At 66.0% G+C, this 15,122-nt stretch carries 14 protein-coding genes and 1 tRNA gene; 8 read left to right on the top strand and 7 right to left on the bottom strand.

The window, feature by feature from the left end:
• The first annotated feature begins 45 nt into the window (after positions 1–45).
• Positions 46–459, top strand: a complete 414-nt coding sequence (gene rnk / locus VGD28_RS12640) for a nucleoside diphosphate kinase regulator (protein ID WP_331028702.1) — start codon at positions 46–48, stop codon at positions 457–459.
• Between the two features lie 216 nt (positions 460–675).
• Entirely contained in the window at positions 676–2,922 is a 2,247-nt protein-coding gene (locus VGD28_RS12645) for a TonB-dependent siderophore receptor (RefSeq protein WP_331028703.1), read from the top strand.
• Between the two features lie 224 nt (positions 2,923–3,146).
• On the opposite strand, the gene VGD28_RS12650 is transcribed toward VGD28_RS12645, so the two are convergent.
• From VGD28_RS12650 to VGD28_RS12660, 3 genes are all read right to left on the bottom strand, one after another.
• Complete coding sequence (locus VGD28_RS12650; protein ID WP_066574787.1) at positions 3,147–3,416, bottom strand: SWIB/MDM2 domain-containing protein; 270 nt, start codon at positions 3,414–3,416, stop codon at positions 3,147–3,149.
• A gap of 39 nt (positions 3,417–3,455) precedes the next feature.
• Positions 3,456–3,683, bottom strand: a complete 228-nt coding sequence (locus VGD28_RS12655; protein ID WP_331028704.1) for a DUF2945 domain-containing protein — start codon at positions 3,681–3,683, stop codon at positions 3,456–3,458.
• 77 nt (positions 3,684–3,760) lie between these two features.
• Positions 3,761–6,367, bottom strand: coding sequence for a TonB-dependent receptor (locus VGD28_RS12660; protein WP_331028705.1), 2,607 nt, complete (start codon positions 6,365–6,367; stop codon positions 3,761–3,763).
• Between the two features lie 223 nt (positions 6,368–6,590).
• Between VGD28_RS12660 and folE the strand changes: the two genes are divergently transcribed.
• The 6 genes from folE (at position 6,591) to secA (ending at position 11,963) form a co-directional block, all read left to right on the top strand.
• A complete protein-coding gene (gene folE, locus VGD28_RS12665) occupies positions 6,591–7,214 on the top strand; it encodes a GTP cyclohydrolase I FolE (protein WP_331028706.1) in 624 nt (207 codons plus the stop codon).
• Positions 7,214–7,975 carry an SDR family oxidoreductase gene (locus VGD28_RS12670; protein WP_331028707.1) on the top strand — a complete coding sequence of 254 codons (762 nt, stop codon included), beginning with the start codon at positions 7,214–7,216 and terminating at the stop codon, positions 7,973–7,975. The genes folE and VGD28_RS12670 overlap by 1 nt, the downstream gene beginning before the upstream one ends.
• On the top strand, positions 7,968–8,324 hold the full coding sequence (locus VGD28_RS12675; RefSeq protein WP_331028708.1) for a dihydroneopterin aldolase: 357 nt from the start codon (positions 7,968–7,970) through the stop codon (positions 8,322–8,324). Before VGD28_RS12670 ends, VGD28_RS12675 begins: the two co-directional genes overlap by 8 nt.
• 178 nt (positions 8,325–8,502) lie before the next feature.
• Positions 8,503–8,757, top strand: a complete 255-nt coding sequence (locus VGD28_RS12680) for a TonB family protein (protein WP_331028709.1) — start codon at positions 8,503–8,505, stop codon at positions 8,755–8,757.
• An 84-nt stretch (positions 8,758–8,841) separates the two neighbouring features.
• On the top strand, positions 8,842–9,129 hold the full coding sequence (locus VGD28_RS12685; protein WP_331028710.1) for a hypothetical protein: 288 nt from the start codon (positions 8,842–8,844) through the stop codon (positions 9,127–9,129).
• 95 nt (positions 9,130–9,224) lie between these two features.
• On the top strand, positions 9,225–11,963 hold the full coding sequence (gene secA / locus VGD28_RS12690; RefSeq protein ID WP_331028711.1) for a preprotein translocase subunit SecA: 2,739 nt from the start codon (positions 9,225–9,227) through the stop codon (positions 11,961–11,963).
• Positions 11,964–12,162: 199 nt separating this feature from the next.
• Here secA and VGD28_RS12695 read toward each other — a convergent pair whose 3' ends face one another.
• The 4 genes from VGD28_RS12695 to moaA all read right to left on the bottom strand — a co-directional run bounded on the left by VGD28_RS12695 (position 12,163) and on the right by moaA (position 14,915).
• Entirely contained in the window at positions 12,163–12,750 is a 588-nt protein-coding gene (locus tag VGD28_RS12695; protein WP_331028712.1) for a CC0125/CC1285 family lipoprotein, read from the bottom strand.
• A 182-nt stretch (positions 12,751–12,932) separates the two neighbouring features.
• Positions 12,933–13,007, bottom strand: a tRNA-Asn gene (locus tag VGD28_RS12700).
• A 139-nt stretch (positions 13,008–13,146) separates the two neighbouring features.
• Positions 13,147–13,911 (bottom strand): NAD kinase, encoded by a 765-nt coding sequence (locus VGD28_RS12705; protein WP_414714498.1) that lies wholly within the window; start codon positions 13,909–13,911, stop codon positions 13,147–13,149.
• 5 nt (positions 13,912–13,916) lie between these two features.
• Positions 13,917–14,915, bottom strand: a complete 999-nt coding sequence (gene moaA, locus VGD28_RS12710) for a GTP 3',8-cyclase MoaA (protein WP_331028714.1) — start codon at positions 14,913–14,915, stop codon at positions 13,917–13,919.
• Between the last annotated feature and the right edge of the window lie 207 nt (positions 14,916–15,122).

Consider the following 15,122-nt stretch of genomic DNA (forward strand, 5'->3'; position numbering starts at 1 on the left):
GCGACCATCCGGACGCGCGCGTTCCGTCTTCAGGAGAAAATGACAATGAGCGCGACGCGCGCGGCCCGGGCACGGCCGCAAATCCACATGATCGACACCGAGGCCGAGCGGCTTTCGGAGCTGGCCCTGAATATCGAGACCGCGATGCCGCAGGTCAGCGATCTGCTGTTGCGCGAGACCACGCGCGCCAGGATCCACCGTGCCGCGGCGATGCCCGCGGACGTGGTGACGATGGGAAGCAAGGTCGAGTTTCGCGACGAGGCGAGCGGCGTCACCCGTACCGTGACACTTGCCTGGCCGCAGGACGCGGATATCGCCGCGGGCCGCATTTCGATCCTCACCCCGATCGGTGCGGGGCTGATCGGGCTGCGTGAGGGGCAGCAGATCCTGTGGCCCGACCGCGACGGACGCGAGCGCAACCTGGCGATCGTGCGCGTCAGCCAGCCCGACCCGGTCTGATCGCCGTGCCACGGCTCCGGCACGCACGATCGCGCCGGAGTCGCGGTCTCTTCAGGCCGCAGCGCGTCCTTCGCGCTTGCAACATACGACCCATGCCTCTAACCGCTCCCTGCAAATCGTTATCATTAGCAGGGGTGCAAGATGCAGGTCGTCCGTCGTTCCGGAAATTCGCTCAATGGCCTTTCCCGGCTTGCCTTGATCGCCTCTGTGTTGGCGATGCCTGCATTCGCCGCAGCGAATGAGGGCGAAGAGGCGGACGAGAACCGTGGCGACACTGTAGTCATCACCGGCGTCAACACCAAGGGGACCGGGTCGGGCACCAAGACCGACACCCCGCTGATGGAGACGCCGCAGAGCATCACTGTGATCGACGGCGAAGAGCTGACGCTGCGCAACGCCCAGTCGATCAACCAGGCGCTGGGCTATGTCGCTGGGGCCTCGCCCAATCAGCGCGGGGGCATGGTCACGCGCTACGACCAGCTCATCCTGCGCGGCTTCGCGCCGGGCGTCTATCAGGACGGCATGCGGCTGCTCGCCGGGCCGTACTCGATGCCGCAGATCGACTTCAACCGCATCGAGCGGATCGACATCGTCAAGGGCCCGGCCTCGGTCCTCTACGGCAACTCGACGCCCGGCGGCCTCGTCAACCTCGTCAGCAAGCTGCCCGAGGCGACAGCGTTCGGCCGGGTCGAGCTGCAGGCCGGCAATTACGATACGCTGCGCGCGGTGGCGGACATCAACCAGCCGCTCGACAGCGACGGCCGCCTGCTGTTCCGCGTCGTCGGCGGCTGGCAGAGGGGCGACGGGTTGACCGAAGGCACGTTCAGCGAACGCTACCATGTCAGCCCGATGGTCACCTTCGCGCCGACGCAGCAGACCAGCCTGACATTGCTTGCCGCATACCAGCGCTCGCCCTCGGGCGGCGGCTATTCGGGCGTCCCGGCCTATGGATCGGTGCTGCCCAACCCGTTCGGCGAACTGCGCCGCGACCTCAACACCGGCGATCCCGGCTATGAGCGCTACGACCACAAGCAGAAGGCGATCGCCGCCTTCTTCCGCCACGAATTCAACGACAGTTTGAGCTTCCGCTCGAACTTCCGCTTCCAGAACAACGCGCTGAGCTACCGCCAGCTCTATGTCGCAGGCTTCGCGACCACGGGCACCGGCGCGAACCGCAACAGCGATTTCTCGACCATCATTCGTGGCGGCGGCGGCGCTGACGAGGATTTCGACACGCTGACGCTCGACAACCATTTCGCGGCGAAGTTCGCGACCGGACCGCTGCGTCACAGCGTGCTCGCCGGGATCGACTACCAGAGCATCACGGGCGAGAATTTCCAGCAGTTCAACACCGGCGTCTCCGCCAATCCGCTGACCAGCATCCCCAATCTCAGCCTGTTCAACCCGGTCTATGGCGGGATGCTGCCGAGCTTCGACCTGACCGTCCTGTCGCCGGCCTACGTCAACACCTATGGCAAGCGGACCCAGGTCGGCCTGTACCTGCAGGACCAGATCGCGATCGGCCGGCTCCAGCTGATCGCGAGCGGCCGCTTCGACTGGTACGATCAGGCCACGCGCAACAAGAAGGTCGCAGCAGGCGCCGGCGGTGCCGCGACCTTCCTGTCGCAGAGCGCCTTCACCGCGCGGTTGGGCGCGCTCTACGAGTTCGAGTTCGGCCTCTCGCCCTATGTGAGCTATTCGGAATCGTTCGAGCCGCAGGCGGGCACGACCTGGCAGGGCGTGCCGTTCGAGCCGGTGACAGGCCGCCAATATGAGGCGGGCCTCAAGTTCCAGCCGCGCGGCACCAGCGCGATCTTCACCGCGTCACTCTATGACCTGCGGCGCCAGAAGGTGCCGGTGGGCGATCCTGCCGCGGGCACCGGCGGCATTCCCGCCAACGCGCAGATCCAGATCGGCGAGGTGCGCGTGCGCGGCGCCGAGCTGGAAGCACGCGGCGAGGTCGCCCCCGGCCTCGATCTGATCCTGGCGGGCAGCTACACCGATGCGATCATTACCCAGGGCGTGCCCGCGGTGGCGCCGACGGCGACCAACAGCGGCACGCCGACCACCACCGGCACGCGCCAGCTCGGCACGCCCGAATGGCTCGCTTCGAGCTTCGTGTCTTATGATTTCGGCCGCAACGCCGCGGTCACCGGACCGCTCGGCGGGCTGAAGCTGGGCGGCGGCGTGCGCTATGTCGGCGGATCGGACGGTACCACCCAATATGCCGTGGTCAACAACGTCACCACCTTCCAGCGCTTCACCACGGACTCATTCACGCTGGTCGATGCGGTGATCGGCTATGATCTGGGCAAGGCGAGCGGCGCGCTCACTGGCTTCAGCCTCGCGGTCAACGCCGCGAACGTGTTCGACACGCGCCACATCAGCGCCTGCCCGTTCAACAACAGCTGCTATTTCGGCGCGGGACGCACCGTGATCGGATCGCTGCGCTTCAACTGGTGAGTTGAGGAAGACCCTCCCCCGCCAGGGGGAGGTGTCGGCGCAGCCTGACGGAGGGGGCGGATGCCAGAACGATCCTTGGGGAGTCCTCCCCCTCCGTCGCCTTCGGCGCCACCTCCCCTGGCGGGGGAGGATTGGAGCTACTCGCAAGCCCCAAAGAAAAAGCCCCCGAGGCGAACCTCGGGGGCTTTCCGCTGTCCTGAGCCGGCAGAAATGCCGGCCGTGGATTAGCTGACGTGCTTGGCGATGTGCTTGTTCAGCTCGAACATCGTCGCCTTGTCGCCGCCGAAGACCTTCTTCAGCTTGTCGTCGGCCAGGATCTCGCGCTTGTTGGCAGGGTTCTGGAGATTGTTCTTCTTGATGTGATCCCACATCTTGCTGACGATCTCGCTGCGCGGCAGCGGACCGGCGCCGACGATCGCGGCGAGGTCGGCCGAGGGGGTGACGGGCTTCGCGATGCCGCCACGGGCCCCGCCGGATGCCTTCTTTTCCGCCATATTTTCTTCTCCTCTGCGAGCCGGTGACAAGCCCCCGGCTCAGATATGATCCAGCGCCGACGGTTTGTGGGCTGCGTTCCCACCGTTGTCGCTGGAGACGATGTACTGTGGTTCTTCACGCGATGCACGTACTTGATGGCCTTTCAAGACCATATCGGGCGTTTGTTTGTGGAGAACTTGCCCTCTGGCAGCCCCTCTGCCCGGTTTGCCCGCCGCAGGCGGCTTGTCGGGGGATCGCCATCGGACCGATTCTCCTTGTGAAGGCATAGACGGGAAGGGCGCGCCCGAGTTGCCCGGACGCGCCCCCCTGCCGCCGGAATGGCCCGGCTGATCGCGTTTGACCTCTAGAACTTCACGCGCGCCTTCACCCCGTAGAAGCGCGGCGGCGCGGGATAGACCGCGAAGCTGCTGCCCTGCTCCGGGATCGGGAAGGCGGTGATGCTGTAATAGGTGTCGAACAGGTTCTCGACATAGGCCTCGATCCCGAACTGGCTGTTCTCACCGAAGTTCAGGCCGACGCGCGCATTGACGATGCTGTACCCGTCATTGGTGGTGAAGGGGATCGCGACCGGATTGTTGATCGTGTGCGCATCGCTGTTGGTGCGCCAGTCGACATGGAACAGCGCGCCGACATTCTCGCTGATCTGCGGCGTCCAGGTGATCGCGCCGGTGATGACGTTGCGCGGCGAGTTGGTCAGCGGCTGGCCGTTGTCCGCGCCTGCCAGCGGATCCTTCACCTCGGTGTCGAGCAGCGTGTAGTTGAGCGCCACGGTCAGGTTCGAGGCCGGCCGGATGACCGATTCAACCTCGATGCCCTTCGAGATCACCTTGGCGAAGTTGCGGGTGACGAAGCGCGTGCCCTCGAACGCGTTGTTCTGGTAGCCCTTGAACTCCTGGTAGAAGCCCGCGACGTTGAACTGGAAGCCGCGGATCGGATTGGTCTTGAAGCCAACCTCAAAGGCATCGACCGTCTCGTTGCCGAACTCCAGATCGCTGATCTGCGCGCCGTTGCCGCCCAGCAGGACGGAGTCGAACGAACCGCGGTCGAGGTTGTAGCCGCCCGATTTGTAGCCGCGGTCATAGCCGCCATAAAGCAGGACATTGTCGGAGAGCTTGAACGCCAGCTTCGCGGTGCCGGTGAATTCGCTCTCGCTGCGGTCCCCGTTATAGTTGCCGTTGAACTCCGAGTTGATCGTCGGGTTGCAGGTGTAGAGGTGCGCGAGGCTGTACAGCCCGAGCCGGTTGAGCTCCTGGCGGAACAGCCCCGCATTCGGGTTGAGCCAGAAGGAGCAGGCCGGAACCGATGCGTTGAGGTTGGCGGAAATGTCCTTGGTCTCGTGGTTCCAGCGCAGACCCAGCGTCAGCGAGACATTGTCGGTGATGTTAATGATGTTGTGCGTGAAGATGGCGAATGCCTGCGTGTCGACCTGATAATTGTCGGCCTGCTGGCCGGCGCCGTTCGGCGTGCGCGGGATCGGCTGGAAGAAGGTCGCCTGTATCGCGGGGGAAGCGAGAATGGCCGCCTGAACTGCTGGCGAAGCGGTGGCAAATGCAACCTGCCCCATCAGCGGCACGCCGGCGCCAAGAGTGCCGAACAACTGTCCGCCGGTGGGAAGTGCTGCGCTGCGGGAGAGTTGGTTGACGAGGCCGTCGACGAACTGGTCGGTCTGGGTGCCGAAGCGGACCACGTCGGTCAGCGTCAGCTTCTCGTTGAGGTAGAAGCCGCCGACCAGCCAGTCGAGCTTGCCGTCGAACGCGCTGCCCTTGAGGCGGATTTCCTGCGTGAAGTCCTGGATGCCGGTCTTGTACCCGTCGCGATAGGCGCGATCGAGGCCCGAGAAGTCGATGTCCTGGCTGCGCGTCGCCTTCCAGTCGCGATAGGCGGTGATCGAAGTGAGGGTGACGTCACCCAGATTCCAGTCGAGCTGGCCTGAGACGCCCCATTCCTTGACCTTTTCGGTGAGGTCGCGGTTGGGCGAGGTCGCCATCCGCCGCCCTTCGCGATCGAACGGGCGGACGATGCCGTCGCGGCCCACCGCGCCGCCGGCGAGCGGATTGGCGGACAGCGCCTCGATCAGGCTGCTGGTGATCAGGCCGAGCGTGTTGTTGATGTTGCGCGTGCCGTCCGGATTGAGAACCGGCAGGACGAAGCCCGATCCGGTGTTGATCGCGCCGCAGCACGCCTCGTCGGTCTCGGCATAGTCGCCGATCAGGCGGAAGGTGATGTCGGTCGTCTCGAACTTGGCCTGGCCGCGGACGAAATAGCGGTCGATATTGTTGAAGTCGCGACCGGTGTTGGGATCGATGATATAGCCGTCGCGCTTGTGATAGCCGCCGTCCACGCGCAACGCGAGCTGCTCGGTCACGCCGCCGGTCAGGCCGGCCTTGACCTCGATCTCGTCATAATTGCCATAGGCTGCCTCGACATAGCCGCCGAGGTCGAACGAGGGCCCTTGGGTGGTGATGCTGAGCGCGCCGGCCGAGGTGTTGCGGCCGAACAGCGTGCCCTGCGGGCCGCGCAGCACCTCGACCCGGTCGATCGGGGGCAGGTCGGACAGCGCGACGCCCGCGCGGGCGCGGAACACGCCGTCGATGAACACCCCGACCGCGGGCTCGAAGCCGGGGTTGTCGCCCGCGGTGCCGATGCCGCGGATACGCAGCACCACGCCCGTCGCGGCCGACTGGCCCGTCGTCACCTGAAGGCTGGGCGTCACCTGGCGCAGCCCGCGAATGTCGCTGACCCCGGCATTCTCGATCGCTTCGGCGCCGACGACGCTGACCGCGATCGGCACATCCTGTGCCAGCTGGGCACGGCCAGTGGCCGTGACGACGACTTCGCCGGCATCCTCGACCGGCGCTTGCTCTGCCGGCTGCGCGGCATCCTGGGCAAAGGCGGGAGTCGTGGCCATCAATGCGATGGCAGACGCGGTGAGCAGTTGGAACTTCCGCATGAAAGGCCTCCTCTCTGGTCGGCGCCCGCATCTGCGGCAGGTCGCCATTTGTGGATTGCGGCGAAGCTACCGTTCCCCGAATCCTTACGTCAACGTCAAATCACGCTAGGAATCCCGCGGAAATGCTTGCTATTCCGGTTCAGCAAGGGTTGTTGCCGAAGCGCAACACAGCCAAGTGTGCTTGCCGTAGCGTCACGCACGAAAACACAGGATTTGCAGGACAATGAGCTGTCACGATCACGATGAGCCCGAGGACGGCGATATCGTCGCCTCGCCGCCCAAGATCGAGGTCCCGGACGAAGTTGCGGACGCGGTTCGCACGATCCTGCGCTGGGCAGGCGACGATCCGACTCGGGAAGGGCTGCTCGACACGCCCAAGCGCGTTGCGCGTGCGTGGAAGGAATATTGCCAGGGCTATGGCGAGGATCCCGCGCACCACCTCAGCCGCATCTTCGAGGAGGTGGGCGGCTATGACGAGATCGTGCTGCTCAAGGACATCCCGTTCCAGTCGCATTGCGAGCATCACATGGCGCCGATCATCGGCCGCGCCTCGATCGCCTATCTGCCGCAGGACCATGTGGTCGGCATCTCCAAGCTGGCGCGCGTGCTCCACGCCTATGCGCGGCGGTTGCAGGTGCAGGAGCGACTGACCGCCGAGGTTGCGGACTGCATCTGGAATCACCTTCACCCGCGCGGCGTGGCGGTGGTGATTGAGGCGAGCCACGCCTGCATGACCGCGCGCGGCGTGCGCACACCCGGCGTCGGCATGGTCACCAGCCGTATGATGGGCGTTTTCCGCGAGGACGAGCGCAGCCGCAAGGAAGTGCTGGCGCTGATGGGCTATTGATGCGCGTCCTCGTAACCGGCGGCGCACGGCGGATCGGCGCGACGATCGTGCGGTACCTGGTGGCCGCCGGCCATGCGGTTGCGGTGCATCACCATGATTCACACCACGAGGCCGCGGCGCTGGCGGCTGAGCTGGGCGTCGCTCTGGTCACCGCCGATCTCGCCCATGCTGCGGAAACCCGCGGGCTGGTGCAGGCCGCGGCCGAAGCGCTGGGCGGCCCGGTGGAGGGGCTGGTCAACAACGCCTCGCTGTTCGCTTGGGATGCGCTGCCGCTGGCGGACTATGCCGCGATCGATCGCCACATGCACGTCAACCTCGGCGCGCCGCTGCTGCTCGCCTCGGCATTTGCCGCGCAGACCAGCCTTGCCGAAGGGGCGATCGTCAACCTGCTCGACCAGAAGCTCGCCAATCCCAACCCCGATTTCCTCACCTACACGCTGAGCAAGGCGGCGCTGGCCGAGGCGACGCGGTTGCTGGCGATGGCGCTGGCGCCGCGCATCCGGGTCAATGCGGTATCGCCGGGGCTGAGCTTGCCGAGCCTGGATCAGGGCGAAGCCGAGTTCGCCGATGTGGCGTCGCGCAATCTGCTCGCTCGGCCGGTCGATCTCGCCGACATCGCGCGCGCGGTCGAGCATCTGCTCACCGCGCGCAGCATCACCGGCCAGAACGTCTTCGTCGATTGCGGCCAGCGCTTCGTGCGGCGCGAGGGGGACGTGATGTTCGAGGGGCGGGCCAGACCCGCTGGGCACCCGCATGGTTGACTATACGATCCTGCTCGAGGGGCTGGAGGTCGTGATCGGCCTCGGCATCCACGACCATGAGCGCGTCGCGCCGCAGCGCGTGGCGGTGAGCGTATGGCTGACCTGCGCCTATGACGCGGTGCCCGAGGACCGGATCGAGGCGGTGGTCGATTACGATTATCTGCGCGAGGGCATCCGCGCGCTGGGCGAGGCGCGGCACATCGAGCTGCAGGAAACGCTGTGCGAGGAAGTTGCCCGGCTCGCGCTCGCCGCCGATCCGCGGGTACGCGCGGTCAAGGTGCGATCGATGAAGCTCGACGTTTACCCCGATGCGCGCGTAGGGTGCGAAGTGACGCGCATGCGCGGCTGACCGGGGGGATGGATCGATGCTGTCGAATGTTCTCATCCAGCTTCTGCTGGCGGTGCAATCCTCGTCATCGGGGCCGCTTCGGCCGGCGCCGTTTCCGGCCCCGCCTCCGGTACGCCCGCCGGCCCCGCCAGCGTCTTCCGAAACACCGGAGCAGGTCGAGCGGCCATATCCTGTGCTAATGCCCGATCCGAGCGGTTTCTATCCCGCCGCCGCCCGCGAGGCGGGGCGTCAGGGCGTCACGCGGCTGCGTTGCATCCTGACCCAGGAAGGCATGCTGACCGAGTGCGCCGTTCATCAAAGCGCGGGTGCCGCGGACCTTGATGCCGCCGCGTTTCAGGTGGCCGCGCAGGCGCGCTATTCGCCAATGCGCGTGTCGGGGCAGGCGGTGAAGGCATCAGTGATTCTTCCTGTCCGCTGGGTGCTCGCCGATTGATTGCTGCCGTTTTTGGGGTTGGAGGACGGCGAGTCCCACCCTATGTCCGCAACGGCTCGCCGTTCAGCGGCGGGCAACATGGGGATGCTACAGGCCAGAATCGTGCAAGTGCTGCTGTTCCTTTCCGCGCTGCTGGCGGGTCTGACCGGTGCCTTCGCCGGCGACCGCGACCTGCGCGTCGCGCAGCGGCAGAGCGAGACGGCGATCGCCCGCGCCGCCGACGTCGCGGCGGTGGCGGTTGCCGCCGTCGCCACGGCACGCAACGCCATTCCCGCCGCAACGCCGCAGGTTCCCGCCGCGGCTTCCTTCGCGATCCATGACGCGCCGGCGCTTCGCCCCGTGCGCCTGACGAGCGAGCGCCGGCTGGAATAGCCGCGCCGCCGCCTCCGGGCGGTACTTCCCATACAGAATAGTTGCGTCCGCGATGCGGGCGCGCATCCCGCAATTACATCAGACTGGAATCCATCATGCTCGGCGGTTTGGCCAAATCCCTGTTCGGCTCGTCCAACGACCGTTACGTCAAAGGCCTCGGGGCCATCGTCCAGAAGATCAGCGCCTTCGAGCCCGCGTTGCAGGCGCTCTCCGATGAGGAGCTCGCCGCGCAGACGGTGAAGTTCCGCGAGCGGCTCGCCAATAATGAGAAGCTCGACGCGATCCTTCCCGAAGCCTTCGCCACGGTGCGTGAGGCATCGCGCCGCGTGCTCGGCATGCGTCACTTCGACGTGCAGATGATCGGCGGCATCGTCCTCCATCGCGGCGAGATCGCCGAGATGCGCACGGGTGAGGGCAAGACGCTGGTGGCGACGCTCGCCACCTATCTCAACGCGCTGCCCGAAAAGGGCGTCCACGTCATCACCGTCAACGACTATCTCGCCCGCCGCGACGCCGAGTGGATGGGGCAGATCTACAAGTTCCTCGGCCTCACCGTCGGCGTGATCGTCCCCAACCTCGCCGATCACCAGCGGCGCGAGGCCTATGCCGCCGACATCACCTACGGCACCAACAACGAATTCGGCTTCGATTACCTGCGCGACAACATGAAGTATGAGCGCGCGTCGATGGTGCAGCGCCCGTTCAACATGGCGATCGTCGACGAGGTCGACTCGGTGCTGATCGACGAGGCGCGCACGCCGCTGATCATCTCGGGTCCGACCGACGACAAGAGCGAGCTCTATATCGGCGTCGACGCGATCGTGAAGCAGCTCGACGAGAGCCTGTACGAGAAGGACGAGAAGCAGAAGAGCGTCGTTCTGACCGAGGAAGGGATCGAGACCGCCGAGCGCATGCTCGAGGCGGCCGGGCTGCTCCAGGGCGCCAATCTCTACGACTTCGAGAACACGCAGGTGGTGCACCACCTCAACCAGGCGCTGCAGGCGAACGTCATGCGCAAGCGCGACATCGACTATATCGTCAAGGACGGGAAGGTCGTCATCATCGACGAGTTCACCGGCCGCATGATGGACGGCCGGCGCTGGTCGGACGGCCTGCACCAGGCGGTCGAGGCCAAGGAAGGCGTCAACATCGAGCCCGAGAACCAGACGCTCGCCTCGATCACCTTCCAGAATTATTTTCGCATGTATCCCAAGCTCGCGGGCATGACCGGCACCGCCGCGACCGAGGCGCCCGAATTCTTCGACATCTACAAGATGAACGTGGTGACCATCCCCACCAACGTGCCGGTGCAGCGGATCGACCAGGACGACGAGTTCTACAAGACCCAGCAGGACAAGTTCATCGCCATCGCGCGCTCGATCAAGGAGCATGCGGCGAAGGGCCAGCCGGTGCTGGTCGGCACCGTCTCGATCGAGAAGTCCGAACTACTCTCCGAATATCTCCAGAAGGAAGGCGTCGACCATTCGGTGCTCAATGCCCGCCATCACGAGAACGAAGCGCATATCGTGGCGCAGGCGGGTCGGCTCGGTGCGGTGACGATCGCCACCAACATGGCCGGCCGCGGCACCGACATCCAACTTGGCGGCAATGTCGAGTTCCGTGTCGAGGACGAGCTTCGCGACATGCCCGAAGGGCCGGAGCGCGAGGCGGCGATCGCGCAGATCAAGGCCGAGGTCGCAGCTGAAAAGGCTCAGGTGCTCGAAGCGGGTGGCCTGTTCGTGCTCGGCACCGAACGCCATGAGAGCCGCCGCATCGACAACCAGCTGCGCGGCCGTTCGGGCCGCCAGGGCGACCCGGGCCTGAGCCGCTTCTACCTCAGCCTCGACGACGATCTGCTGCGCATCTTCGGCCCGGACACGCTGTTCGCCAAGATGATGCGCAACAACATCGCCGATGGCGAGGCGATCGGTAGCAAGTGGCTGACCAAGGCGATCGAGACCGCGCAGAAGAAGGTCGAGGCGCGCAACTACGACATCCGCAAGCAGGTCGTCGAATATGACGACGTGATGAACGACCAGCGCAAGGTGGTGTACGAGCAGCGCAGCGACATCATGGATGCCGAGACGGTCGGCGACGTGGTCGAGGACATGCGCGCCGAGACGGTCAACGACCTGGTCGGCCGCTTCTGCCCGCCAGAAACCTATCCCGAGCAGTGGGATGTCGAGGGCCTGAAGGAGAATGTCCAGAAGACGCTTGGCGTCGAGGCGCCGGTCGAGCAGTGGATCGCCGAGCAGGACGGCATCGAGCCCGAGGACGTCGAGAACCGCATCCGCGAGCAGGCCGACGCGCGCGTCAAGGCCAAGTCCGACGATCTCGATCCGGAGACCTGGATGCAGATCGAGAAGTCGATCCTGCTCCAGAATCTCGACCATCACTGGAAAGAGCATCTGGGCATGCTCGACGCGCTGCGTCAGGTGGTCCACCTGCGCGCCTACGCCCAGAAGACGCCGATCAACGAGTACAAGCAAGAGGCCTTCGCGATGTTCGAGCGCATGCTCGGCAACATCCGCGAGGACGTGACGCGCACCCTCGCCTGGGCCGAGTTCCAGTTCCAGCCGCCGCCCGAGCTGCCCGAGCTGCCCGATTTTCTCACGTCGCACATCGATCCGCTGACCGGCATCGACAACAGCGCGGACTGGGATGCGGGTGCCGCGGGCCTCATCTCGAACGAGCTGCCCGCCCTCCACATCCCGCGCCCGGACGCTGGCGCGCTGGGCGACGACCCGGCGCAATGGGTGGGCCGCGTCAGCCGCAACGCGCCGTGCCCGTGCGGCTCGGGCAACAAGTACAAGCACTGCCACGGGGCGTTGTAGGCCACGCCATTTCCCCTTCATATACCGTCACCCTGAACTTGTTTCAGGGTCCATTTCTCCACAGGCGACTAAGCCGCTGGTTGCACGATGGATACTGAAACAAGTTCAGCATGACGGAAGTGGGAAGGGGTGAGGTGGCGAAATACAAAAAGGGCCGCCCGGTCTCCCGGACGGCCCTTTTTCTTGCCGTTCAGCCGCCTCAGCGCGGCCGGGGCGGCTGGCTGATCGACGGGCCGAGATTCTCGAGCACCTCGCGCGCACTGAACGCGCGGACATTGTCAGGCTTGCGTCCGCGGCCGACGACGATCTCGGCGCTCGCCTCGTAGCGATCGACCGTGCGCACGTCGATGTCACGATCCCAGAAGGGGTCGCCATAGAAGGGGCTCCAGCCGCGCCAGCCCCAGCGCGGGCTGTAATAGCGCCACGACGGCCCCCAATAGCCCCACGGGCCTGAATGGAACGGCCGGTCGATATAGGTCCGCGTCTTCTTCTCGGTATCGCGGTCGGCGAGGGTGAAATAGTCGTAGCCGCGCTCGACGGTGAGCTGCGCGGCGCGATAGAGCAGATAACGCTCGACCGTCTCGCGCGAGGTGAGGCTGTTGCCCGCGAAGGTGACGCGGAAGCGGTCGCTCTCGATCTGCTCGTCCCAATAGCCGGTGCGGTACGAGCCGCTGCCGGTGGCGGGCTGATAGGGCGTGGGCGTCGCGCAGGACGCGAGCACGGATGCCGACGCGAGGGCGAGGGCAAGCGCCGCGACCCGCGAACGGCGGGACTGGCTGATGCGCATGAGTTTCCTCCTAATCATCTGCGGCGACTCGTGCCGATATGTGGTTGTAACGAATAGTCTAACGCAAATGTCCATTGGCTGAACGATCATTCGGGAAACGGAGCGGCGGGCGCATACCCGTAACCCGTACGGACACATCGGCGCGTCGCGGTAGCGTGGAACGATTCTGAAGGAAAACTCGCTGGCTCCCTGAGTAGGATTCGAACCTACGACCGTCCGATTAACAGTCGGATGCTCTACCGCTGAGCTATCAGGGAACACCAGCGAGGGCGCGCCTATACGAAGGGGTTTCGCGCATTGCAAGCGCACGCGGGCAACAATTTCAACTTATCCGTCACCCCAGCGAAAGCTGGGGTCTCTCGCCGCAGGAGCCCCCAGCTTTCGCCGGGGTGACGGCTACGCGACGAACTGTTCCATCGTGATGCGGTCGTCCAGCGCATGCTCGGGATCGAACAGCAGGGTCAGGTCGCGCTTCGGATCGATCTCGATCTCGACGCGCGCGACGTCGCGCACTTCGCGCTGGTCGGCGACGGCGCTCACCGGGCGCTTGCCGGGATCGAGCACTTCGAGCGAGATCCGCGCCTTTTCGGGCAGGATCGCGCCGCGCCAGCGCCGCGGCCGGAACGGGCTGATCGGGGTCAGCGCGAGCATCTGCGAGCCGAGCGGCAGGATCGGCCCGTGCGCGGACAGATTGTAGGCGGTCGAGCCCGCCGGCGTCGCGACGAGGATGCCGTCGCACACCACCTCGGGCAGCACCACGCGGTCGTTCACCGTCACTTCGAGCTTGGCCGTCTGGCGCGTTTCGCGCAGCAGCGACACTTCGTTGATCGCGGGCAGGACGTGCGTCTCGCCCTCCACCGTGGTCGCGGTCATCACCAGCGGCGTCACCTTGAACGGGCGGGCGCGGGTCAGCCGCGCGTCGAGGCCGTCGGGCCGCCACTCGTTCATCAGGAAGCCGATCGTGCCGAGGTTCATCCCGAACACCGGCAGGTTACGGTGCTTCTCCAGCAGCATGTGCAGCGTCTGAAGCATGAAGCCGTCCCCGCCCAGCGCGACGATCATCTCCGCCTCGTCCGGATGCACCCAGTCATGGGCCGCGAGCAGCTCGTGCGCGGCGACCTCGGCCGGGTTGGTGGGGGAGGCGACGAGCGCCCGGCGCATGCCGCTCATCCGCCGGTCACGCTCATATGGCGCCCGACCGCGGGCGCCGCGCCGCGCTCGACGCTGAAATCGTGGCGCGCGGGTTTGCTGGCGAGGGCCTGGTCGATCGCGGCGTCGATCGCGACGAGGCCGCCTTCACGGATTGCGGCCTTGAGATCGACCTGATCCTCATGGCCAAGACAGGTGAACAGCTTGCCCTCGGTGGTCAGGCGCACGCGGTTGCAGCTCTCGCAGAAATTGCCGGTAAGCGGCGAGATCAGGCCGAGCCGCGCGCCCGTCTCCGCGACGCGCCAGTAGCGTGCCGGGCCGCCGCTGCGGTGCCCGTCAGGCGTCAGGGTGAAGCGCTGCGACAGGTCGTCGAACACCTGCGTCAGCGGCAGGAAGCGGTCGGCGCGATCCTCGTCGATCGCGCCCAGCGGCATCGTCTCGATCAGCGTCAGGTCCATGCCGCTCGCGCCCGCCCATTCGAGCATCGGCGCGATCTGCCTGTCGTTCAGCCCCTTGAGCGCGACCATGTTGATCTTGACTGACAGGCCGGCGGCCTGCGCCGCGGCGATCCCGTCCAGCACCTGCGCGACATCGCCGTGACGGGTGATATGACGAAACGTGTCGGGGTCGCGGCTGTCGAGGCTGACGTTGATCCGCCGCACCCCGGCATCGGCCAGCGTTCCGGCATGATCCGCCAGCCGCGTGCCGTTGGTGGTCATCGTCAGCTCGTCTAGGCCGTGTCCGATGTGCCGCCCCAGCCGCCGCACCAGATCGATCGCGTCGCGCCGCACCAGCGGCTCGCCGCCGGTCAGCCGGATCTTGGTGACGCCGCGCGCGATGAACCGCTCGGCGATCAGCGCAATCTCTTCCAGCGCCAGCAGCTCACTGCGGGGCAGGAAGGTCATCTTCTCGGCCATGCAATAGCGGCAGCGCAGGTCGCACCGGTCCGTCACCGATACCCTGAGGTAGCGGATCGTGCGGCCGTGACGGTCAACCAGAGCGGGCGCAGTCGCCATGAAAAAAAGCAGCTAAGCCGTTGATGGCTTCGCAGCAAGCCTTGGGTTAGGGATAGGGCCGATGACCGAAACCGCGCCCATGCACGCCACACCGATCACCGGGCGCGAACGGCCTCTCTTCCTGCTCTCTTTCCGCCAGCGCGACGAGCTGGCGGGGCTGGCCGCCGGCGCGGGCTGGCGCGTGGTCGCCGCGCGCCGCGCCGACGG

It is taken from the genome of Sphingomonas sp., from assembly GCF_036402235.1.
Classification (GTDB): Bacteria; Pseudomonadota; Alphaproteobacteria; order Sphingomonadales; family Sphingomonadaceae; genus Sphingomonas.

Excerpts from the sequence above, each read along its gene's own strand:
- rnk (WP_331028702.1), top strand. The coding sequence starts at position 46 with ATGAGCGCGACGCGCGCGGCCCGGGCACGGCCGCAAATCCACATGATC.
- VGD28_RS12645 (WP_331028703.1), top strand. The coding sequence starts at position 676 with ATGCCTGCATTCGCCGCAGCGAATGAGGGCGAAGAGGCGGACGAGAAC.
- VGD28_RS12650 (WP_066574787.1), bottom strand. The coding sequence starts at position 3,416 with ATGGCGGAAAAGAAGGCATCCGGCGGGGCCCGTGGCGGCATCGCGAAG.
- VGD28_RS12655 (WP_331028704.1), bottom strand. The coding sequence starts at position 3,683 with ATGCCTTCACAAGGAGAATCGGTCCGATGGCGATCCCCCGACAAGCCG.
- VGD28_RS12660 (WP_331028705.1), bottom strand. The coding sequence starts at position 6,367 with ATGCGGAAGTTCCAACTGCTCACCGCGTCTGCCATCGCATTGATGGCC.
- folE (WP_331028706.1), top strand. The coding sequence starts at position 6,591 with ATGAGCTGTCACGATCACGATGAGCCCGAGGACGGCGATATCGTCGCC.
- VGD28_RS12670 (WP_331028707.1), top strand. The coding sequence starts at position 7,214 with ATGCGCGTCCTCGTAACCGGCGGCGCACGGCGGATCGGCGCGACGATC.
- VGD28_RS12675 (WP_331028708.1), top strand. The coding sequence starts at position 7,968 with ATGGTTGACTATACGATCCTGCTCGAGGGGCTGGAGGTCGTGATCGGC.
- VGD28_RS12680 (WP_331028709.1), top strand. The coding sequence starts at position 8,503 with ATGCCCGATCCGAGCGGTTTCTATCCCGCCGCCGCCCGCGAGGCGGGG.
- VGD28_RS12685 (WP_331028710.1), top strand. The coding sequence starts at position 8,842 with ATGCTACAGGCCAGAATCGTGCAAGTGCTGCTGTTCCTTTCCGCGCTG.
- secA (WP_331028711.1), top strand. The coding sequence starts at position 9,225 with ATGCTCGGCGGTTTGGCCAAATCCCTGTTCGGCTCGTCCAACGACCGT.
- VGD28_RS12695 (WP_331028712.1), bottom strand. The coding sequence starts at position 12,750 with ATGCGCATCAGCCAGTCCCGCCGTTCGCGGGTCGCGGCGCTTGCCCTC.
- VGD28_RS12705 (WP_414714498.1), bottom strand. The coding sequence starts at position 13,911 with ATGCGCCGGGCGCTCGTCGCCTCCCCCACCAACCCGGCCGAGGTCGCC.
- moaA (WP_331028714.1), bottom strand. The coding sequence starts at position 14,915 with ATGGCGACTGCGCCCGCTCTGGTTGACCGTCACGGCCGCACGATCCGC.